Source organism: Streptomyces sp. NPDC088747 (assembly GCF_044751025.1).
Lineage (GTDB): Bacteria > Actinomycetota > Actinomycetes > Streptomycetales > Streptomycetaceae > Streptomyces.
The window spans coordinates 33,421-55,979 of record NZ_JBIVKZ010000004.1; the positions used below are offsets into that span (position 1 = coordinate 33,421).

The 22,559-nt window shown below is 71.0% G+C and carries 4 protein-coding genes; 1 reads left to right on the forward strand and 3 read right to left on the reverse strand.

Translation table 11 applies throughout. The annotated features are described in order from the left end of the window. Window positions 1-9: 9 nt before the first annotated feature. Window positions 10-732, reverse strand: coding sequence for an SDR family NAD(P)-dependent oxidoreductase (locus ACIP79_RS11575; RefSeq protein ID WP_401222180.1), 723 nt, complete (start codon window positions 730-732; stop codon window positions 10-12). 116 nt (window positions 733-848) lie between these two features. Between ACIP79_RS11575 and ACIP79_RS11580 the strand changes: the two genes are divergently transcribed. Then, the gene (locus ACIP79_RS11580; protein WP_401222182.1) at window positions 849-1,463 is read left to right on the forward strand and encodes a TetR/AcrR family transcriptional regulator; all 615 of its coding nucleotides are present in this window, start codon (window positions 849-851) and stop codon (window positions 1,461-1,463) included. Between the two features lie 101 nt (window positions 1,464-1,564). Here the strand turns inward: ACIP79_RS11580 and ACIP79_RS11585 are convergent, their stop codons facing one another. Together ACIP79_RS11585 and ACIP79_RS11590 are read right to left on the reverse strand one after the other, a co-directional pair. Beyond that, window positions 1,565-2,974 carry a ricin-type beta-trefoil lectin domain protein gene (locus tag ACIP79_RS11585; RefSeq protein ID WP_401222184.1) on the reverse strand — a complete coding sequence of 470 codons (1,410 nt, stop codon included), beginning with the start codon at window positions 2,972-2,974 and terminating at the stop codon, window positions 1,565-1,567. A gap of 80 nt (window positions 2,975-3,054) precedes the next feature. Further along, a complete protein-coding gene (locus ACIP79_RS11590) occupies window positions 3,055-22,557 on the reverse strand; it encodes a hypothetical protein (protein WP_401222185.1) in 19,503 nt (6,500 codons plus the stop codon). Between the last annotated feature and the right edge of the window lie 2 nt (window positions 22,558-22,559).

Consider the following 22,559-nt stretch of genomic DNA (forward strand, 5'->3'; position numbering starts at 1 on the left):
GACCGGGGGTCAGAGGGCGGAGACGCGTCCGGCGTCGACGGGCAGGACGGTGCCGGTGACAGGCCGGGCCCGCTCACTGGCGAGGAAGGCGATGACCTGGGCGACCTCCTCCGGCTCGTTCGCCCGGCCCAGAGGGCTTGCCGCCGCGAGAGAGTCGAGCATGTCGCCCATGGACCTGGTGACCTCGGTGCGGCTCGGCCCGAGCGCGACAGCGTTGACGCGCACCCCGGCGGGACCGTATTCGGCCGCCCACGACCGGGTCAGCGCCTCCAGCGCCGCCTTGCTCGCGCCGTATGCGGCCATGCCCGCGGCACCGCGGGCGGCGACCATCGTCGAGACGTTGACGATCGCCCCGTGCCCGCGTTCGGCCATCTTCGGAGCGAGCGCGGCGGTGAGGAAGAACGGTCCGCGGAAGTTGACCGCGACCATCGCGTCGAAGCCCGGTTCGGTGGTCCGCGCGCTCGGACCCAGCTCCCAGTAGCCGGCGTTGTTGATCAGCACGTCCACGTCGCCCGCTTCGGCGACCAGGTGCCGCACGTCTTCGGCGTCGGCCAGGTCCGCGCGGAGGAAACGTCCCCCGGTCTCGGTCGCGACGTCCTGGCCGCGCGACTCGTCACGGCCACTGATGATCACGCGCGCGCCCTGACGGCTGAGCAGTCGTGCGACCGCTCGGCCGATGCCCGACGTACCGCCGGTGATCAACACCGTGCCTGGATCGGAAGGCGTTGCCATCCTCTTGTCCTCTTCCACGCTCTTGCCCTCTTCCTCTGATTCCTCTGAAATTGGATTGGGCTATCCAAACTAAAGCGGCTAAGATTGGATCGTCAAATCCAGTTTCAGGAGGAGTGGTGGCGACGGAAACGGCGCGGCGGAACACGCCGAGCACCAGCAAGGGCCGGGCGACCCGCGACCGGATCGTCGCGACGGCGGCGGATCTCATGTACCGGCACGGAGCGGCCGGCACGAGCACCCCGGCGCTGCGCGACGCCGCCGGTGTCAGCTCGTCGCAGATCTACCACTACTTCGCCGACAAGGACGAGCTCACCCGGGCGGTCATCACCTTCCAGACCGAGGCGATCCTCGCGAACCAGGCCCCGATGCTGGCCCGCCTCGACAGTCTCGACGCTCTGCGTGCATGGCGCGATGTCGTCGTCGACGCGGCCCGGCAGCGCGGTGGCGACGGCGGCTGCCCGCTCGGCAGCCTGTCCAGCGAGTTGTCCGACCACAACCCGCAGGCACGGGATGCCCTGGCCGCGAGCTTCACCGCGTGGGGCACGGCGATCCGCGAAGGCCTGCTCAGTCTGTTCGCCCAGGGCGCCCCGCGCCCTCAGGTCGACGCCGACCGGCTCGCCCTCGCGCTCCTGGCCGCCGTACAGGGCGGACTCCTCCTCGCGCAGGCGCAGAAGACCACCGACGCCCTGGAGGCCGCCCTCGACACGGTGATCGCCCACATCGACGATTGAGGGCGACTTTTGACTGCCTTGCTCCCCGACTGCGGGGCCGGCTGACGCACAGCGGGACGACGGTGGCCGGGTGGTCGTCCCGTGTGATCGTCACCGTCCGGTCAGCGCTTGCTCCACTTCTGGTTCTGGTGGCCGTTGCAGGTCCACAGTTGCAACCGGGTGCCGTTGGCGGTCCCATTGTCCTTGACGTCCACGCACTTGCCGATCTTCGTGTTGACCAGGTCGTGCGAGGAGTTGACCTTGAACTTCTGGGCCCAGCCGCCGTTGCACTTGGACAGCTGGATCTGAGCCCCGTTGTCGGACGAGGCCCACGCGATGTCCATGCACAGGCCCATGGAACGGACGGTCCCGTCGGACCGGAAGTCCCACTTCTGCCAGTTCTTCCCCTTGCAGTCGTAGATCTCCAACGGGGACCCGTCCTTGCCCTTGTCGCCCACGATGTCGACGCACCGGCCACTGTCATGGCTGTAGACCAGGACACCGGCCACCACAGGCGTGGTCGGCTTGGTGGTGGAGGTGCCGGAATTCGACGTGCCACCGCCGGAGGACGAGGTCGAGGATGACGACGAGGACGAATCGGACGAGGACGTGGAGGACGAGTTCGACGAGGTGCCGCCCGTCGTACCGCTGCCGCTGCCGCTGTTCGAGGAGGACTTGCCCGGCTTGGAGTTCTGCTTCGTCGAGCCGCCCCCGCCGGAGCCGGACGACCCTCCGGACTTGTCGGACTTCGTCGAGTCCTCCTGCCTGCCACGCGGCGCGTTCGCCTCGGGGGAGCCGGTCTTGCGCGTGCCCGCCACGGGGGCGGCCGACTCGAAGGCGCCCGGGGTGTCCTCGAAGGGGTCCGTCAGGACAGTGTCCGCGGCGTCACCGGAACCGCCGACCCGGATGCCGCCGCTGTTGTCGTTGCGCATGTTGATCAGGAACGGGACCGACACCAGCAGCGCGCCCGCTATCGCGGCGGCCGCCAGGATGGTGCGCGGCGGCCGGCCGGGCTGCCCCGCGCGTGCGGTGTCCGCGTCGGAACCGTCCCCGGCGGTGACGGTGGCCGCCTCGGCCTCGCCCTGAGGGGTGGCGCCCGCGGCGGCGGCGCCGTCCGCGCCCTCGGCCTGCGAGGCGGCCGGGTCCGAGGACGCCGCCGTCGTCGCCGACTCGGTGTCCGGCTCGGCGGCGGCCTCGGACTCGGGAGCGGCACCGGCGGCCCCAGCCTCAGGGGCCGGTTCCGATCCCGGCACGGCCGCCGCTGCTCCTGCCGCCTCCTCCGATCCCTCCGACTCCGGTTCCAGCTCCGCTTCCGACTCGGCTTTCGGGACTGTTCCGCCGACAGGTCTGGCCGACGGTTCACCGTCCGGGTCAGCGCCGGGAACGGAAGCCGCGGCGGCCGATGACCTGGCCGACGCCCCGGCCGCCGACGCGGTCGGCTCAGCGGCCTCGTCCGGCGCGGAGGCAGCCGCCGTGACTCCCTCGCCCTCGGAACCCTGTGCGGACCCGGCGTTGTGCGGTGCGGTGCTCAAGACGTCCTCCTGGCGAAGCGGCTGTGGGGGCGGGTTCCAGAGGTTCCCGTGGTGTGCGAGGGAGTCGTGCGGGCCATGTCTCAGGTCTCCCGCACAAGTTGAGGGGGCGTCGAATAGCGCACGCCGTCGAAGATGACGCGGATCGGCTCACCGGTTCCTGTTCCTGTTCCGGTTCCCGTTCCCGTTCCGTGACTGTGCTCGATGCCGTCCTGGTCGACGATCACGACGTTCCGGCCGGAGGCCGCCGCTGCCAGGGCGGCCAGTGTCTCAGGATAGGAGCCGGGCACCGACCGGTTGACCAGCAGTTGGATCCGCTGCCCGACGTCCAACTGTGCGGCGGACACGGCGATTCGGCCGCCCAGAAGGCTTGCCTCCGCCAACTCGCCCGGTCCGAGGCTGACGCCCAGTACGCGCAACTCGTCCAGGTCGGCCGTGTCCGCACCGGTGGGCAGGCCGGGGACGGGCGTACCGTCCGCTTCGAGGGCCGAGACGCGGTCGGACAGCCAGAGGTTGAGGGCGTCACGGCCCCCGCCGTCCTGGGCGAGGGTTGAATTCGGGCTCACCCCCAGCAACAACGCCGTGGAGAGCGACTCTTCGGGGGACAGCGGAACGGTGCCGTGCCCGACCGCGGGGGACAGCGGGGTGTCGCCTCCGTTCCCGGGGGACAGCGGCACAGTGCTGCCCCCGGCCCCAACAGGACCGGCGACAAGGCCTCTTGGCGGGTTGGGCCGGGCGCCAGGAGCCGGCCACTGGTCCGGCGTACGCGCGAATGATCCCGTCGGTATCTCGACCGACGCGGCGCCCCGCAGGTCGTTCACGTCGGCCGCGAGCCCGGCGAGGCGTTCGGCGGCGGCCCGCTGCGCGCGTGCCGCGGCGCGCTGCCGTTCGCGCGCGGAGTCGAGCAACTCCCGCAGTTCGTCCGCGCGTCGGCCCGCCTCCTCCAGGGCCTTCTCGGCCGCGTACCTGCGAGTCCGGGCGGCCTTGGCGAGATCGTTCTCCTGTGTCTCGTTCCCCTGGTCCTCGTACTCCTCGGTCCCGTTCTCCTGGGTTCCGCTCTCGTGGCTCTCGTTCCGCTGGCTCTCGTTCCGCTGGGTCTCGTCCCCCGTCGGCTCCGTGCCGAGCGAGTTCCTTGCTCTCCGTAGCTGTTCGAGCGTCCGCCGGGCCTCACGGGCGCGGACCTCGTCCGGGCGTAGGTCCTGCCGTTGGGCGGGGTGGTTGCGCGCGATGTGGGCGGCCTCCGCGTCGGCCGCGCGACTGCGCCGTTCCGCGGCGCGGATCCTCTCGTCGAGGCCGGCCGGACCGACCGACGGGCCCGGGGTGCCGTGGGCAGGAGCGGACGCCCGCCGCTGCCTCCCGGACCCCTGGCCGGGCAGGGGCGCCCGGGGCGAGACGCCCTGGGAGGCGGGGGTGGATGAGGATGTGGAGGGAGTGACGGGCAGGACGGGCGGCGTGTTCGTGCCGTGGTAGATGATGGGGGCGCCCTCGCCCAGGGCGAGGAACTCGTTCTCGTCCTCGCGCAGGAAGAGCGTGTGCTCCGACCAGGGCTCTCCGCGGGGTACGGCCCGGCTCTGCAGGTAGGTGCCGAACACGTGGTGCAGCGGCACTTCTTGGGACGTCACCCAGAAGGGGCCGAGCGTGTGGCTGCTCTCGTCCGTGGGGTCCTTGTACGGCTCCAACAGGCTGTACGACTCCGCCGGGCCCCGCTTCATGTGCACCGGGCCGCCCACCGGAGGCATGGCCTCGTTGTACTGCGCGAGCAGGCTCCGCTCCTCCAGCCGGATCAGCTGGACGACCCCCCGCTCCGCGTCGACATTCGGGATCTTCACCCGCTGCAACATCTCGTAGGTGAAAGCGTGTTGAGCCGCCATGCTGCGGACGTACGCGGGGGAGAACGCCGTTACCGGGAACTCGTTGCTCTTCTCGTCCTGCCACAGGTCCGCGCGGACGAGGGTGCTGTGGGCGTCGAGGCGGGACATGTGGTATCCATCGTCCGCCCGTGGAGGACGGAAGTGGCTGACCATCACCTTGAAGTACTGCGAACTCGGGTTGATGGAACCGCCGGACTGACCGAACGACCACCCGGCCAGCCAGTCGCTGTCCCCGCCGTTCTCGTTCAGCCAGGAGTGGAACCGGGAGGAAACGCCGTTCTCACCGCGCAGGGATCCGCCTACCGGACGGTCCGTCGGCGCGGCGGTGTCGGTCGGATCGGTCAGAGCCCACGAGCCGCCGAGACCGCTGTCCGGCTCCAGCCGGGCGGGCAGCCCGTCCAGCAGGTGGCTCTCCCCGAGGAGCATCTGCATCCGGAGGAACTCGGTGCGGTACTCCGGGAGCCACCCGTCGGCCGCAAGCAGGGAGTTCGTCTTCAGCAGACGCTCCGCGGCCTCCTTCTCGGTCCCTGAGGCGCTGGCGTCGGCGACGGTGCTCTCGGCGCGCTCGACTATGAGCGCCAGGTACTCGGCCGTCGTCACCAGGTCGTTGTCGTAGGCGTTCACACCCTCGTAGGGGTCTGCCCAGTCCGGGATCGCCCGGCCCTCCGGATAGACCATCGGGAACGTCCTGCCGTCCCCCAAGGTGATCACGCCGAAGTCCGGCAGCTCCGGGGCGTTCGACCAGAGCGTCGCGGCGCTGAAGGGACCGTCCGGCAGGGCATCGGGCGAGAGCGTGGCCGGTGTCGCCGGAGGCGGGCTCTGCTGAGCGTCGGGCTGGGTAGGTGCCGGTACCGCGTAGGTCGGTGGCGGTGCGACGGCGGGCGGCGGGAACGCCGCCGCGTGGATCGACGTGGTCGCGGCCGGGGTGGGGGACGGCGCGCTCCAGGTGGACGCGTCCGAGTCAGCGCCGGTGGACTCGTCGTCGGAGTCGTTCTGCTGGAGACCGGGCGGCATCTGCCACATGCGGGCCGCCACCGTGTCGTTCTCCCGTAGGACGGTGTCTCCCGGACCGAGGGGTTCGGAGACAGGGTCGACCCAGGTGTGACTGCGAGGGGTGGGGGTGGTCGTGCCGCGCGCCTCCTCCCAGTTGGTGTTCCCGTCGGTGGCGGGGGTGTCGCCGATGACCGCTGCCAGCAGTTGCAAATGGCGTTCGCGGAGGTGCCCTTGGGGGAGTTGGTCGGGTGAGGGTTCGTGGTAGTTGCCGAGGAGGCTGCCTTCGATGTCGGGGCGGTGAGGGACGGTGTCGTCCTGGTATTCGTCGCGGAGGCCTAGTTGGTGGCCGAGTTCGTGGGCGTAGTCGATGGGGTTGGCGTCGTGGTGCCAGGTGCGCTGGTCCATGGGCAGGGTGGAGTCGGTGAGGTCGACGGTCAGGTGGGGTGTGCTGCCGGGTGGTGCGGGTTCGACCGTGATGTGGAGGAGGTCGCCGTTGGGCAGTCGGTGGCCCGGCGCGTTGTAGTACTCCTCGACTCCTTGGGCGAGTTTGACCAGGGCGGCGGAGCTGTCGCCGCCGCGAAAGCCGATGGTGACGGTGAGGTCGGTGACGGTGCCGCCCTCGTGCTGGAAGCGGCGTACGTCAAAGCGGGAGGGGACGACGAAGCGAGGGGTTCGGTCCAGCCGCATCCGGGGTGCTGTGGACGGCCCAGCGGCCCCGGTGCCGTCCTGACCGGACACGGGCGGCCGCGACTCCGCGAGAGCGAGATCGACCTCATGGAGGGCGTCGGAGAGGACTGCGGTGTGCCCCTCCAACTCCCGCCACAGTGCTGCCTTTTCCTGTGTGTCGGGGGTGGCGTCGATCCGCTGCTGGAGTTCGTCGGCACGTAGGCCGGCAGCCTCCAGGGCCGCTTCCGCCGCGCGTAGACGAGTCTCGGCTGCGATCTCCGCCTCGCTCCGCGCCTCGGGGGCCGTTGTCGCGGCGGTCTCCTGAGGGTGCGACTGTCCGGTTGTCGCCGGGACGGTTCGCTGTCCGGGCCGGGGTGCCTGGGGGGCGACGGTTCCGGGAGTGCTGGCCGGCGGCAGTTGGGGCGGGGTGTTGGTGCCGTGGTAGGTGATGGGCGCGCCTTCGCCCAGGGCGAGGAACTCGTTCTCGCCCTCGCCGAGGAAGAGTGACCGCTCGGGAACCGAGTCGGGTCGGCTCTGGAGGAAGGTGCCGAACACGTGGTGCAGGGGCACTTCTTGGGACGTCACCCAGAAGGGGCCGAGCGTGTGGTTCGTGTCGTCCGTTGGGTCCTTGTAGGGCGTCAGGAGGCTGTACGACTCCGCGGGACCCCGCGACATCTCCACTGACTGACCCATGGTGAGCGTGCCGCCGTTCTGGTCCTCCAGCAGATCCCGCCTCTCCAGGCGGATCAGCTGTACGACCCCCCGCTGTGCGTCGACGTTCGGCATCTTCACCCGCTTCAGCACCTCGTAGGTGAAGACATGCTGGGCGGCGGCGTTCCGCACGTTCCAGGGCGCGAACAGAACAACCGGGTAACTGTTCCCGTCGCCAGGGGACCAAGAGTGTTTGGCCTGGGGCCCGTTGAGCAGGAAGTAGCCGTTCTCGGCCGTCGGCGGTCGGAAGTGGCTGACCAGCGTCTTGAAACGCTTGGACGCCTCGTTGACGGAGCCGCCGGCCTGGTCGTACGCCCAGTTACCCAGATCCACACTGCTGCCGTCCACGCTGTCGAGCCACTGGTGGAACCGGGCGGACACCCCGTCGGCGCCGCGCAGCGAACCGCCCACCTCGCCGGTCGGGTCGGCGGGGTCGACCAGCGCCCATGGCGTGTCCTCGGGGTTCGGCACACCGCGGTCCCGCTCCCAGTTCGGGTTGACCACGAGTTCGCGGGGCAGGGCATCGAACAGCCCGCTCTCCCCGAGCATCATCTGCAACCGCAGGAACTCACTGCGGTACTCGGGCTGCCACCCGGTGCCCGCCAACGCGGAGTTCGTATCCAGCAACCGGGTGGCGGCAGTCTTCTCCGCGGCGGATGCCGTGGTCGACACCCGCGTCTCCTCGGCGCGCTGCGTGATCTTGTTCAGGTACTGCTCTGCCCGCTCCGACATGTCGTTGTACTCGCGGTGCCCCTGCTCGGGGTCGGTCCACGTGTCCTCCGGGCTGGACTCCTGATAGGCGAGCGGGAAGGCGCGTCCGCCGGCCGAACTGATCAGTCCGAAGGCGGGTAGTTCGGGGGCGTTCGCCCAGAGAGTCCCGGCGGTGAAGGGGCCCGCCGGGACATCGGCGTCGCTCGAGTGAACGCGGGCGGCCACCGTGTCGGTGTGCTGTGGTGCCGAAGGCCGGGAGACGGGGTCGACCCAGGTGTGGCTGCGAGGGGTGGGGGTGGTCGTGCCGCGCGCCTCCTCCCAGTTGGTGTTCCCGTCGGTGGTTGGGGTGTCGCCGATGACCGCTGCCAGGAGTTGCAAGTGGCGTTCGCGGAGGTGTCCTTGGGGGAGTTGGTCGGGTGAGGGTTCGTGGTAGTTGCCGAGGAGGCTGCCTTCGATGTCGGGGCGGTGGGGGACGGTGTCGTCCTGGTATTCGTCGCGGAGGCCGAGTTGGTGGCCGAGTTCGTGGGCGTAGTCGATGGGGTTGGCGTCGTGGTGCCAGGTTCGCTGGTCCATCGGCCGGGAACGGTCGCTGAGTTCGACGGTCAGATGGGGAGCGTCGCCCGGTGCGGCGAGCTGCACGGTGATGTGGAGGAGGTCGCCGTTGGGCAGCCGGTGGCCCGGGTTGTTGTAGTACTCCTCGACTCCCTGGGCGAGTCTGTCGTGGACGGTGGTGCTGTCGCCGCCGCGATAGGCGATGGTGACGGTGAGGTCGGTGACGGTGTCGCCTTCGTGCTGGAAGCGGCGTACGTCGAAGCGGGAGGGGACGACGAAGCGAGGGGTTCGGTCCAGGCGCATCCGGGGTGCCGGGGACGGCACGGCGCCGGTGTCGTCCTGACCCGATACGGGCCGTGTTTCGGCGAGGGCTAGGTCGACCTCGTTCAGAGTCTCGGAGAGGACGATGGCATGCCTGTCCAACTCCGCCTGGAGCGCGGCCTTTTCGCGTACATCTGTGCTGGCAGCCATCCTCTGCTGGAGTTCGTCGGCACGAAGGCCGGCGGCCTCCAGCGCCACTTCCGCCGTACGCAGACGCGCACTGGCCGCGACCTCCTGCTCGCTCAACACCTCGGCGCCCGTCGTGTCGCCGGTCTCCCGCGGATGCGACTGCTCGGTCGTCGCCGGAACGGTTCGCTGTCCGGGCCGGGGTGCTTGGGCGGCGACGGTTCCCGGAGTGGTGACCGGCAGGTGGGGCGGGGTGTTGGTGCCGTGGTAGGTGATGGGCGCGCCTTCGCCCAGGGCCAGGAACTCGTTCTCGCCTTCGCCGAGGAAGAGCGAGTGGTCCGGCTGGGTGTCGGGTCGGCTCTGGAGGAAGGTGCCGAACACCCGGTGCAGGGGCACCTCTTGGGACGTCACCCAGAAGGGGCCGAGCGTGTGGTTCTTGTCGTCCGTGGGATCCTTGTAGGGCGTCAGGAGGCTGTACGACTCCGCTGGGCCCCGCGACATCTCCACTGACTGCCCCATGGTGAGCGTGCCGCCGTTCTGCTCCTCCAGCACGCTCCGCTTCTCCAGGCGGATCAGCTGGACGACCCCCCGTTGCGCGTCGACGTTCGGCATCTTCACCCGCTTCAGCACCTCGTAGGTGAAGGCGTGCTGAGCGGCGGCGTTCCGCACGTTCCATTGCGCGAACACGGTCACCGGGTAAGGGTCGCTGGCGCCGGCGGGCCACCAGTGGTTGGGGTCGGGAGCGTCGAGGAGGTAGTACCCGTTCTCGCTCGTCGGCGGTCGGAAGTGGCTGACCAGCGTTTTGAAACGCTTGGACGGTTGGGTGGTCGAGCCGCTGGCCTGGGCGTACGCCCAGTTGCCCAGGTCTGTACTGCTGCCGTTCTCGCCGTCGAGCCACTGGTAGAACAGGGCGGACACCCCGTTGGTGCCACGCAGTGAACCGCCCACCGGGCCGGTCGGGGCGGCGGGGTCGACCAGGGCCCATGGCGTGTCCTCGGGGTCCGGCACACCGAGGGCTCTCGCCCAGTTCGGGTTGACGACAAGTTCGGGCGGAAGCTGGTCGAGCAGCCCGCTCTCCCCGAGCAGCATCTGCGTCCGCAGGAACTCACTGCGGTACTCGGGGCGCCAACCGTCGTTCTTCAGGGTGGAGTTCGTCTCCAGCCAGCGGTCGGCGGCAGCCTTCTCCGCGTCGGACGCCGTGGACGACACCCGCGTCTCCTCGGCGCGCTGCGCGATCTTGTCCAGGTACTCCTCGGTGCGTTCCGACATTTCGTTGTACTCGCGGTGCCCCTGCTCGGGGTCGGTCCACGAGTCCTCCGGGCTGGACTCCTGATAGGCGAGAGGGAAGGCGCGTCCGCCGCCCGAACTGATCAGTCCGAAGGGGGGCAGTTCGGGGGCGTTCGTCCACAGAGTCCCGGCGGTGAAGGGTCCCGCCGGGACATCGGCGTCACTGAGGTGAACGCGGGGTGCCACCGCGGCGGTGTACTGCGGGACGGGTGGCTTGGAGACGGGGTCGACCCAGGTGTGACCGCGAGGGGTGGGAGTGGTCATGCCGCGCGCCTCCTCCCAGTTGGTGTTGCCATCGGTGGCGGGGGTGTCGCCGATGAGAGTGGCGAGCAGTTGCAAGTGGCGTTCGCGGAGGTGGCCTTGGGGGAGTTGGTCGGGTGAGGGTTCGTGGTAGTTGCCGAGGAGGCTGCCCTTGATGTCGGGGCGGTGGGGGACGGTGTCGTCCTGGTATTCGTCGCGGAGGCCTAGTTGGTGGCCGAGTTCGTGGGCGTAGTCGATGGGGTTGGCGTCGTGGTGCCAGGTTCGCTGGTCCATCGGCCGGGAATGGTCGCTGAGGTCGACCGGCAGGTGGGGTTTGGCTCCGTGTGGGGCGGGTTCGACGGTGATGTGGAGGAGGTCGCCGTTGGGCAGTCGGTGGCCCGGCGCGTTGTAGTACTCCTCCACTCCCTGGGCGAGTTTGACCTGGGCCGCGGAACTGTCGCCGCCACGAAAGCCGATGGTGACGGTGAGGTCGGTGACGGTGTCGCCTTCGTGCTGGAAGCGGCGTACGTCGAAGCGGGAGGGGACCTCGAAGCGAGGGGTTCGGTCCAGGTGCATCCGGGGTGCCGGGGACGGCACGGCGCCGGTGTCGTCCTGACCCGATACGGGCCGTGTTTCGGCGAGGGCGAGGTCGACCTCGTGCAGGGCGTCGGAGAGGACGATGGCATGCCTGTCCAACTCCGCCTGGAGCGCGGCCTTTTCGCGTACATCTGTGCTGGCAGCCATCCTCTGCTGGAGTTCGTCGGCACGCAGGCCGGCCGTTTCGAGGACCGCCTCCGCAGCACGCAGACGGGCGCGGGCAGCGGCCTGCTCCTCGCTCACCGCTTCCGCCTCAGCCTTCGCTTCCACCTCCACGTCCGCCTCAGCCTTCGCGTCCGCGTGCGGCTCGGCCTTCGCGTCCGCGTCCGCCTCCGCTTTAGAGGTCGCGGGTTCCTGTGGGTGTGACTGCCCGGCCGTCGCCGGACCTGATCGCTGTCCGGGCCGTGGTGCCTGGGCGGTGACGGTTCCGGGAGTGGTGGTCGGCGGCAGTTGCGGCGGGGTGTCGGTGCCGTGGTAGATGATGGGCGCGCCTTCGCCCAGAGCCAGGAACTCGTTCTCGCCCTCGCCCAGGAGGAGCGAGCGGTCCGGCTGAGTGTCGGCCCGGCTCTGGAGATAGGTGCCGAACACACGGTGCAGCGGCACCTTTTGGGACGTCACCCAGAAGGGGCCGAGCGTGTGGCTGCTCTCGTCCGAGGGGTCCTTGTACGGCGTCAGAAGGCTGTACGACTCCGCGGGACCCCGTCTCATCCGGACCTCGTCGCCCAAGGCCATGGCTCCGCCGTTCTGCTCCTCCAGCAGGCTGCGCTTCTCCAGGCGGATCAGCTGGACGATCCCCTGTTCGGCGTCGACGTTCGGCATCTTCACCCGGGTCAGCACCTCGTAGGTGAAGACGTGCTGGGCGACCATGCTGCGGATGTACGTCGTGTGGTCCAGGTACCGCGGGTCGAATCGCGTGACCGGGATCTCGCTGCCGTCCGGTCGCCAAGTGTCGTGCTGGAGAGCGCTGTTCAGGCTGGCGGTGTGGTACCCGTCGTCGGACTTCGGCGGACGGAAGTGGCTGATCATCACCTTGAACCGCTGGGACTCGGTGTTGATCGACCCGCCGGCCTGTTCGTCGGCCCAGCCCGCCAGCCAGCCGCTGTCCCCGCCGATCCCGTTCAGCCAGGTGTGGAACCTGGCGGACACCCCGTCGGTACCGCGCAGCGAACCGCCCACCGGTCCGGTCGGGTCGGCGGGGTCGACGAGGGCCCAGGGGGAGTCCTCGGGGTCCGGCATGCCGTGCTGCCGTGACCAGTCGGGGTTGATGACCAACTCGCGGGGCAGGTCGTCGAGCAGCCCGCTCTCTCCGAGCATCAGCTGCGTCCGCAGGAACTCACTGCGGTACTCGGGGCGCCAGCCGTCGTCCTCCAGCAGCCTGTTGGTCCTCAACAAGTGCTCCGCGGCGGCCTTTTCCTCCCTGGTCGCGTCGGGGTCCGCCGCTGTGCGCTCGGCGCGCTCGACGACGAGGGCGAGGTACTCGCCGGCTGGTGCCATCACGGCGTTGAAGGCGTCGTTGCCGTCCCACGGACTGTCCCACTCGTCGGTCGCGCGGTCGTCCGGGTACTTCAGGGGCACCGTCAGTCCCCGTGCGGACGAGGTGGCCACCGCGAAGGACTCCAGTGCGGGCGCCTTCGACCACAGTGTCCTCGCGTCGAACGGTCCCTCTGGAAGGCTGTCCGGCAGGACGTAGGCCACCAGGGACGAGGCGTCGAACGGTTCGCTCTGCTCCGCCTCGCCTACCTGCGCGGGCTCGGGCGAGGGTGGCGTCCGCACGGGCGGCGGAGCGGCCGCGGAAGGCTGGGTCCAGGTGAAGCGCGGTGCCGTGGACGGACCTGCCGGTGTCGGAGACGGTGCGCTCCAGTCGGAGTCGTCCGAGTCCCCCTCGTCGGAGTCGGAGTCGTTCTGCCGGCGACCGGCCGGCATCTGCCACATGCGGGCCGCCACTGCGTCGTTCTCCCGCTGGGCGGTGTCGTCGCTCTCTGGGCCGAGGGGTTCGGAGACGGGGTCGACCCATGTGTGGGAGCGGGTCGTCGGAGCGCTGGCCTCGCGTGCCTGTTGCCAGTTCGTGCTCCCGGTCTGCGCGGCGGGGGTGTCGCCGATGACCGCTGCCAGCAGTTGCAAGTGGCGTTCGCGCAGGTGCCCTTGGGGGAGTGCGTCCGGTGATGGCTTGTGGTAGTTGCCGAGGAGGCTGCCCTCGATGTCGGGGCGGTGGGGGACGGTGTCGTCCTGGTATTCGTCCCGGAGGCCCAACTGGTGGCCGAACTCGTGCGCGTAGTCGATGGGGTTGGCGTCGTGGTGCCAGGTTCGCTGGTCCATGGGCCGGGTGGAGTCGGCGAGTTCGACGGTCAGATGGGGAGTGTCGACCGGTGCGGCGAGCTGCACGGTGATGTGGAGGAGGTCGCCGTTGGGCAGTCGGTGGCCCGGCGCGTTGTAGTACTCCTCGACTCCCTGGGCGAGTTTGGCCAGGGCGGCGGAGCTGTCGCCGCCGCGAAAGCCGATGGTGACGGTGAGGTCGGTGACGGTGTCGCCTTCGTGCTGGAAGCGGCGTACGTCGAATTGGGAGGGGACGATGAAGCGGGGGGTGCGGTCCAGCCGCATCCGGGGTGCTGTGGACGGTCCGGCGGCCCCGGTGTCGTCCTGACCGGACACGGGCGGCCGCGACTCCGCGAGGGCGAGATCGACCTCGCGCAGGGCGGCGGCGAGGACGACGGCCTGCTGGTCCAACGCCTCCCGGAGCTCGAACTCCCTTTGGCGGTTGTCCTGTTCCTCCTGCGCCGCCCTGGCGAGGTCCGACGCCTCCGTGTGGAACCGCTGCCACGCGGCATTCGCGTCCGGGTCGAGCCCGGACGGCTGTCCGGCGGGGTCGAAGTTCCAGAAGTGGACCGTGCCGTCCTCGTACCGTACGGCGAGCTCCACCGGCTTCCCCGCCGTCGCCGCGGTCTGCGACGCGGCGAACAGCGCCCGGCCCAGCTCCTGCGGATCGGGGCGGGCGGGAGTGCCGTCCCCGGTCGCCGGATCGGTGCCGACCGCCAGCCACAACTGGGCCTCAGGGTCGGCGGGGTCGATCTGGGCCGCCAGCAGATCGGGCAGCGCGTCCAGCGGGTGCGTACGCCAGTCCCTCAGGTCCGCGGCGGCCCCGGCGGTCGACACCGAACGGTCGGCGCCGGCGCGCACCATGGACGCCAGGTCGTACACCTGCGGATGGGTACGGGGCGGGGTGATGCCGTGTCCGAGGACGTCCCGTTCCGCGACGCGCACGGTGGCGGTGCCGGTGACGTGCCGGGTTCCCTCCGGCCCCCGGACGGTCAGGTGGGTGTCGACCAGAGCCTCGTAGGTACGCGTGCCGTGCGAACCGTCCTTGGGGGCCGTCGTCACCCCCGTCTTCAGCCATTCGCGGCGCCCGCCGGACGCGCCTGCCGTGCTGCCCATCGTCTGGGGCTGCCGTGCCAGGACCGGGATCGTGGCACCGCCGGCCGCCTGGGTCTCGGCATCGTGGCTGTAGATGCCCTGGAAGCTGATCCCGCCCGTCGTCCCGCCGTTGGACGAGGAGCCGCCCACGTTGTTGCTGACGGAGAGCCGGTCAAGGGTCACGTCGGACGCCTCGGTGACCCGGCGCGGGTTGTGCAGCGTGACGGACAGGGAGGGCGGGGTGCCGGGCGCCGACTCGAACGGATAGGCGCCCGGCATGCTGTCCGTCAGCCCGGCCGCGGTTCGCGAGTGGTCCAGGCTGATCTCGCCCGCCTGGATCAGCTCGCCGATCCGGACAGCGGTGCTCTCGGCGGACGTGGACGTCTGCAGAGACCGCCAGCCGCGGTTCTGACCGGGCGCGACGGTGTTCAGCGCGGTGGTCAGCTCCGGCCAGGCGTTGAAGTCGAAGACGGGGGCCGGCCCGGTCGGGACGTACCGGTTGCCCTTCAGGACGGGCGGGGTCTCCGAGACCTCGGGCGGCAGCGGCGGGTCCACCTCCTGGCCCTCGGCGGCCTCGCTGCCGGTGAACCTGAGCGTCACCCGGGCCGGTACGACGGCCGAGCGGCCGGGCCGGCCGCCGAGCGTACGGCTGATCCAGCCAGTGACCCCGGATTCCGCGTCCGTCTCGCCGGCCGACGGCAGGAACCAGCCCTGCACCATGCCGCCCAGCACGTTCGGCGGCCAGTCCGCGACCAGCTCGGAACGGACGGCGGCCCGATAGTCGTACTCCAGATCGAAGTCGGCGACGCTGTCGGTGCGCAGCCAGAACCGGTCCTCGGCGGTGGTGGCGGACTTCGTGCCGTGGCCGCGGTTGGTGGCGGCGGTCAGCACCGGGCCGCTGCGGTCGGTGCGGGTGTCGTTCCCCGGCTGCGGGTACCGCGTGGTGGGGTTGAAGGTGAGACCGTGCTGGGCGGTCTCCGTCGTCGCGGTGGCGACTCCCGCCGGCTGGTGCGCGTGATACTGCTCCAGTCCGCTGCCCGCCCCGGCGTTCCGCCCCCGGATGGTCCGCCGTTCCTCGGCGTCCGCGCGCGGGTTCGCTGACAGGGTGACCTCGACCAGCCGGGCGCCGCCCTTCGCGAGATACCGGAAGTGGAAGCGCTGCACCCCCCGCGGACCGCGGCCGGGCAGGGCGCGCAGACCGGTGGGCGAGGTGTAGTCGGCGATCCTGGACGCCACGCCGGGAAGGTAGGAGGCGTGCCCCGGCTGGGTGACACCGGGGGCCTCCGCCTCGACCAGCGCGATCAGCTCGTCGTACAGCCGGTTCCTGCGCTCCACCGGCTGCGGCGGCGCCAGGTCCTCGGCGGACTCCGCGGGTGCGGGGTCGCCAGGACCGGTGGTGGTGTCGGAGGGGAGCGTCGTGGTCGCGGGCTCGGTGTCCGGGGCATTCCGCGGGGCGCCGAGCTGGGTGACGGACAGCACGCCGGCCAGTCCCGGCTCTCCCGTACGGGCGAAGCGGCCGGGCAGCGGGAGGTCGTCCGGCGCCTGCTGCGGGTGGGGAAGGCCCTCGACGTCGGTGAACCACTCCTGGTGCCGGGCCAGTTGCCCGTCCGTCATCAGGAACTGCACGGCCTGCGGCAGCTCCACGGCGATGGTCACCGGTTCTCCGCTGCCCAGGCCGAGGGTGTTGCCGACCACGTTGCGCGTGCCACCGCGCACGGTGATCAGGATCAACGCGTCGGCGCCGACGCGGTGTTCGTCCCGCGCCTCGGTGCCGGTTCGGTTGACCCCGGTCGTGGTGGAGAGGGTCGCCGAGTCCTCCGACTTCGCGGTGTAGGTGTACTTCGCGGACGGCCCGAAGGTGTCCGGTCGTTTCGGCGGCGCGGTGGCGGGATCCGCGCTCTTGGCCACCGCGGGAGTCCTGGTACCCGTCACGGCCACCCCGCCCTGATGGGAACCGGCGACGGACTTCTGCTGGGAGGCGGTGTCGGAGGAGGAGACACCGGTCTCCAGATACTGCTGGGCGCTGTGCATCAGACGGGGGTTGCGCAGTACGCCGCTGATCTCCAGGGAGTACTCCTGGTCGGCGCCGAGACCGGGCAGGGTGACTCCCTCGACCACATAGCTGCCCTTGAAGATCTGGTGCCCGCGCGCCGTGAGGTTCGCCGGGGAGAGCGCCGCCTGCCGTACCTCGGCGGCGAGCGTGGTCGGGTCGCCGGCACTCTGGCCCGCCGCGGAAGCCGCCACCAGTGACGCCGCGGACTTCAGCACGTCCGGGCTCATCCCGCTGACCGCGGTGCCCAGGCCGGCCGCCCAGCCGGGCTGAGGATGTCCGGGATAGGTGCCCGCCGCTATCTGCCGTATCGCCTCCTGGAGGTCGCCCGAGCCGCGGAACACGTCCAGGACCGCGTCGTCGGGCAGCTTGACGACCCCCTTCAGCGGGCGGCCGTCGGGCCCGGTCGTGGCCAGCGCCGTCCGGTCGTCCTCGGTCACCTCGCGGATCTGTGCGTCCTGCGGGCGCGGAGCGGGTGCCGGGGCGGCCGCGAGCGTCCGGTGATGCGGTACGGCGATCCTGACGCTGCCGGTGACGGCGCTCGGCGGGGGACCGGGCGGGGCCGGGGTCTCACCCGGTGCGACGTACGACGTGGCGGCGGTGTGCTCGGCGAAGCGGACGGCGGGCTCGGCGCCCGGCCCGTCGTACAGGTCGAGAGTGAACCGCGCCGGGATGTCGAAGACCTCGCTGCCCTGGTTCGAACCGATGAAGAGCTGGTCGTGGTTGAGCCCCGCGCCGATGGTGCCGGTGTGGGAGATCTGACTGCCGTACGTGTAGTCGGCCGCCCCGCCGAGGGTGCCCGAGCCGCCGGTGGAGGGGTTTACGGGGCCGCTGACGCCGCCGCCGAAACCGGCCGTCCAGCCGTAGCCGGAGGACTGCTGCTCCGTGCCGCTCATGCCGAAGGAGGTCAGGCCGATGTGCTGGACGGCGGGCAGCGTGCGCACGTGCTGTGCGGGCGGCGGGCCCGCGGCCGGTGCCGGGCCGGGGGCCGCGGGAACCGGCTGCGGCGTCGTGTCACGGGTGGCGCCCAGGTTCAGCCGGATACGACGGGTCCCGGTCGGGGTGGGCTTGTCCATCCACAGGGCGTGACCGCCGTCGACCATCGCGTCCGCGGCGCCCCGCAGCCCGACGTCCGAGCGGGCCTGCTCGAACCGGCGCAGGTTGTTCAACTGGGCCTGTACCAGAGCCTCGTCGGGCAGCACCGTGTTGCGGCTCGTGGTGGTCGTGGACGCGGGCAGGAACCCGTTGGCGCGCAACCAGCCCTCGGCGTGGGCGTAGAGCTGCTGCGGACCGTCCATCGCCAGCGGGGCCGCGGTGATCCCGATGCTCTGGAGATGCTCCAACTCGGGCGGCAGCGAACGGAGTTCGTCACCCTCCGGAACCTTCCCAGCGGCATCGGGCTTGGCCAGCAGGCGCAGCTGCATGCCCTTGTCCCAGGGCCCGAAGTCCCGCGTGCTCTCCCCGCCGCCGGGGCGCACGAGAGTGACGGTGTGCCGCACTTCCGCGGGCGTGAGCAAGTGGCTGCGGTTGCTGCGCAGGGCGTGCAGAACGGACGCGCTGCCCCCGTTGTTGAGGGTGTCACTGGTCTGCCAGCGCACTCCGCCCTTGCCCATGAAGGAGCCGGCGACCTTGCCGGAGGCGTCGGGATGTTTCGCGGCGTGGCTGCCGGTGAAGGCCGGTCCCACGCCGAGGTCGATGCCCACGCTGTTGGTGACCTTCGCCTGCCCGTCCACCTTGACGGTGTTGACGAGGTGACTCTCCAGGTTGATCTTGGTGTCCTGGCTCTGGTGCGTGGGGGTGCCCGGGGTGACCTCCGTGGTCACCTTCAGCATGCCGATGGCGCGCCCGCGCGAGTCCAGCAGCACCGGCGAGAAGATGCCGCCGGACCGCTGCATGGGCAGCGTGCCGCGCAGCACCGGCTCGGAGAGGAACGCCTCCAGCGCCTCCGCGGACGAGTCGGAGAGGTTGGCGAGATCGTCGTGGAAGGCGCCGTGCACCATTTCGAGGAGCTGGTGCGGCTCCTTGACGGTGTCCACGCCCCACAGGGGCAGTTCGTCCAGCCCGGCGGGTTCCGCCAGCGCCTCGTCGGCCGGCCGCTCCGCGGCCAGGTGCTCCGGGAACCAGACGGTGACCGGCCCGAGTTCGGACGTGGTACCCCAGTTGTCCGTCGGCGCCATACGGGGGGTGTCGACCCGCGCCTGCCAGCTCGATCCGTAACTGAAGGCGTGTGACGGCTCGTTGCTGCGCTGGGCCGTCGTCGTCTGCACGGTCTGGGTGACCGATGTCGACAGCGACAGCTGATTGTGCGTCAGGGCCAGCGAAGGGCCGAAGTCCACCGCGCGCACCGGTCCCGCTGCGGGGATCGGCAGCGACGCCGACCAGGGCACCGACAGCGTCCGGACGTTTCCCGAGGACTCCGTGTCGCCCGACTCCTGGGTGCCGACCCCGCGCCGTTCGACGCGGACGTCAGGGTCCGAGGGGTCACGCGTCCCCTGGCGGGGCGAGGGAACCGGATCGTGCAGGGACAGCCGTACGTCGACGGTCCGCCGCCGGCCGCCGACGTCCACGGTGACACGGTGCCCCATGCTGCTGAGCAGATACGGCAGGTTGAGCACCAGTTGCTCACCGCCGAGTTCACGGCGCAACTGCTCGCGCACGGGGTGCGTCGCCTGTGCCTCCGCCGGAATGCCCAGCAGGTTCAGGACATGCTGGTGCAGTCCCTCCACGATCCTCGGCGGCAGCGGTTCCACCTGCACCAGCCCCACGTTGCCGTCACGTCGGCTGCCGTAGCTCTGGACGTACGGCGACGGGGCGACCGGCGCGAGCGGGTCGGCGCCCTCGGACCGGGTGCCCCGGGGCATCGACCCGACGGGGTCCTCGGGGCCGCCGACGAGGGCGCCGAGCAGGGAGAGATGGCGGGGCCGCAGACCGCCCTGCGAGTAACTGCCCCGCTGCTCCTCGGAGATGTCCTGCGAGACGTCCTCGGCGATGGGGCGCTGGTAGGTGCCCATCAGGCTGCCGTCGATCCGAGGGCGCTGCGGCGCGGTGGCGTCCCGGCTCTCGTCGCGCAGACCGAGCTGGTGGCCGATCTCGTGGGCGAGGTCCTGGGCGGTGGCGTCGGAGCGCCACGTGTGGTGCGAGGTGCGCGCTCCGGAGCCGGATCCGGCCAACTCCACGGTCAGATGCGGCTGGTGGCCCGAGACCGCTGGCACGACGGTGACGTGCAGACGCTCTCCGGTGGCAAGGCGGTGACCCGGATCGTTGAACGTCTGCCGCACCCCGTCCGCCATCCGGTCCCACAGAGCCAGGCGTTCGGCGTCGGTCATCGCACCGTCGCCGGTGAGGGCGACCTCGACGGTGAGGTCCACGACCGCCTCACCGTCATGGGTGAAGCGGCGGACGTCGAAGGAGGAGTCCACGGTGTAACGGGTGGGCAGGCCATCGGCCGTCGTGGGCGTGGAGACCGGGTCCGTCCAGGTGTGGCTGCGGGTGACGGCCGGTACGGCGGACCGGGCGTCGTCCCAACCGGGCTTCTGCGCGGAGGACTTGGCCGGTACGGGGGGCGCCGGAGCGGGTTCGGCGAGTACGGAACGCGTTGCCGTCGGCTTGTCCGGCGCGGACGTCGAGGGTGCGGACGAGGTCGCGACCGGCGTCGGGGATGCCACGGCGTCCGGGTCCACGGCGTCCGGGTCCGTGGCGTCCGGGTCCGTGGCGTCCATGGCCCTGGTCGGTGAACTCCCCTTGGTGGAGGAGGTGTCGACCGTGTCGGCGGCAGGCGGTTCCTCGGAGGACGCGGCCGTTTCGGACCGGGTGCGCACGGGCGTGGGGACGGAGTCGTCGCCGGGGTCGCCGTCCGTAGCGGAGCGGCGTCTGCCAACGCCGGGTGAAGCCGGGTTCGGCGTGGTCCGGGAGGGTTCCGACGCCGACGCCGACGCCGACGGGGGCGCGGTCGAACGCGTCGCGTCCGAGCCCGCCGTACCGGTGGTCGGCGGAGCGGTGACGGGCCCGGCCTCGGTGTCCCGGCCGGGTTCCGCGCCAAGGCCGGTGTGGGGATTCGTACCGCCGTCCGCGCGGCTGTCCGTATCGCCGTCCGTACCGCCGTCCGCGTCGGCTCCGCCGTTCTTCGGCAGGGACGAGGTCGTGGCCGTGGACGTCGTCGCGGGCCGGTCCGCCGCCTTGGCGGTCGAGTCGTCGGACGACTCGGGTGTGGACCCGGCCCCCGACCCGGTGTCGGCCGTGTCCGGCGTGCCCTTGCTCGCGCGCTGCGGCGAACTCGTGCCGCCCGCCGGGTTCGTCTGTTGCGGCCCCTGTCCCTGCGCCGAGCCGGTGCCGCTGGGTGCACCGGCAGCCGGGGCGAGGTGGGTCGGGGCACCGGCCGTACTGACGGTCGGTATCGCTCCGTCGCTCCCCGCGGAGGTCTCCCCGTCCGGCCCCGGGGAGACGGACTCCCGCGTGTCCGCGCCCTGTTGGCCGGAGTCGGAGCCAGAACCGGAGCCGGAGCCAGAACCGGATTCGGAGCCGAGTTCCTGGCCGGTCGGTTCTTCCGACGGCACGGTCTCGTCCGCGCCCTCGTCCGTACCGGAAGCCGCCGGATCCTCCAGTACGGCGTCGGAGTCGTCGCCCCGCTGAGGGGCGCCGGTCGCCGGTGCGGGCCGGCCGCCACCGCCGGTCTGCGGTGTACCGCTGCCGGACGCCGGGGGCGCGGTGTTGGAGGACGAGGTGGGGACCGTACCGGCCCCGGCGCCGCTCCCACCGATGCCGCCGAGTACGCCCAGGTCGCCGAGCCCATCCGTGCGCACGCCCTGGTCGGCGTCGGCGTCTGCGTCGACGTCGGTGCCCAGGTCGCGACGACCGGTGGCCGGGTCCGAGAGGTCCGTCGATCCCTTCCGGGAAGGCCCGACGGAGGACGTCGTCGGCACTGACTCCCGGGCGTCGTCCTCGTCGCTCTCTCCCCGCCCGGAGTTCTGCTTGCCGGTCGCGGCGTCGTCGTCGCCCGTGACGGGCAGGACGTTGACACTGCTGAAGTCGAACCCGGACCCGAACGCGCCCCCGAACTTCGCGGCCGCCGCGAACAGTGCGGCCCCGACCACGGAGCTGACGCCCGCGCCGATGAACGTCTCCGCGCTGCCCTCCCACTTGCCGTGCAGGACGCCGTTGACGACGATCTCGGCCACGGCCTCCGAACCGCCCGCCACCAGGAACTCGTTGGCGCCGCTGCCGGTACCCCGGACGAACCGGTCGCCGACCGACCGTGTCGGCGGCGGATTGTCGATCTTGGAGGTGATGTCGTCCGTGATGTTCTTGGTGTTGTTCTTCCCGAACTGGCTCCCGTTGGGCCCGTCCAGGCTGTTGCGGAAGCCCTTGCCGAGGTTCTTCGTCAGGGAGTCGAAGGCGCCGTGGAGCATGCCGGTCACGGCGCCGAAGAAACCGTCCTCGACGATCTGCCTCCAGTCGAAGCTGTCGGGCCTGCGTCCGGGCGGGGCCAGGGTCATCATGGCCAGCCGGACCACGAAGGTCTGGAACGCCTCGTCGAACGCCTCCGACAGGCTCGGCAACAGGTGTGTCCGCTTGAGCAGTTGATCCAGGGTGGCGAGGATCGTCACCCGGCTGCGGGCCTTGGCGGTCGCGGTCTGGCTGGTCGAGGCGCCGCCGGTGAAGAACGACAGCGCCGCGATGATGGCCAACTCGATGAGCAGACGCACCAGTTCGGCGATGATCGACCACTTGGCCTCCATGATGTCCATGGAGATCTTGACCCGGCCGTCGCTCACGTCGTCCAACTGCTTTGCGAACTCACGCAGGTAGTTCGTCCCGCCGTTGTCCACGAACAGGCGCATGGCCCGGACGTACTGCCTGCCCACCTGCGGGGGCAGCGCCTGGCCCACGCCGAAGACCGACTGTTCGATCAGGTCGGACAGTTCCCGGACGTTCTTGCCGAGCCGCCGGTAGGGCTGGTGGCTCCGGTACGCCAGGTCCTCGTCCGCTTGCAGCATCTTCTCGCCGATGAGCACGAAGAGCAGGTTGTTGAGTTGGGGCGAGACGATGATGCTCATCG

What these genes read in the sequence shown, in the direction of transcription:
- ACIP79_RS11575 (WP_401222180.1), bottom strand. Translation starts at nt 732, where the DNA reads ATGGCAACGCCTTCCGATCCAGGCACGGTGTTGATCACCGGCGGTACG.
- ACIP79_RS11590 (WP_401222185.1), bottom strand. Translation starts at nt 22,557, where the DNA reads ATGAGCATCATCGTCTCGCCCCAACTCAACAACCTGCTCTTCGTGCTC.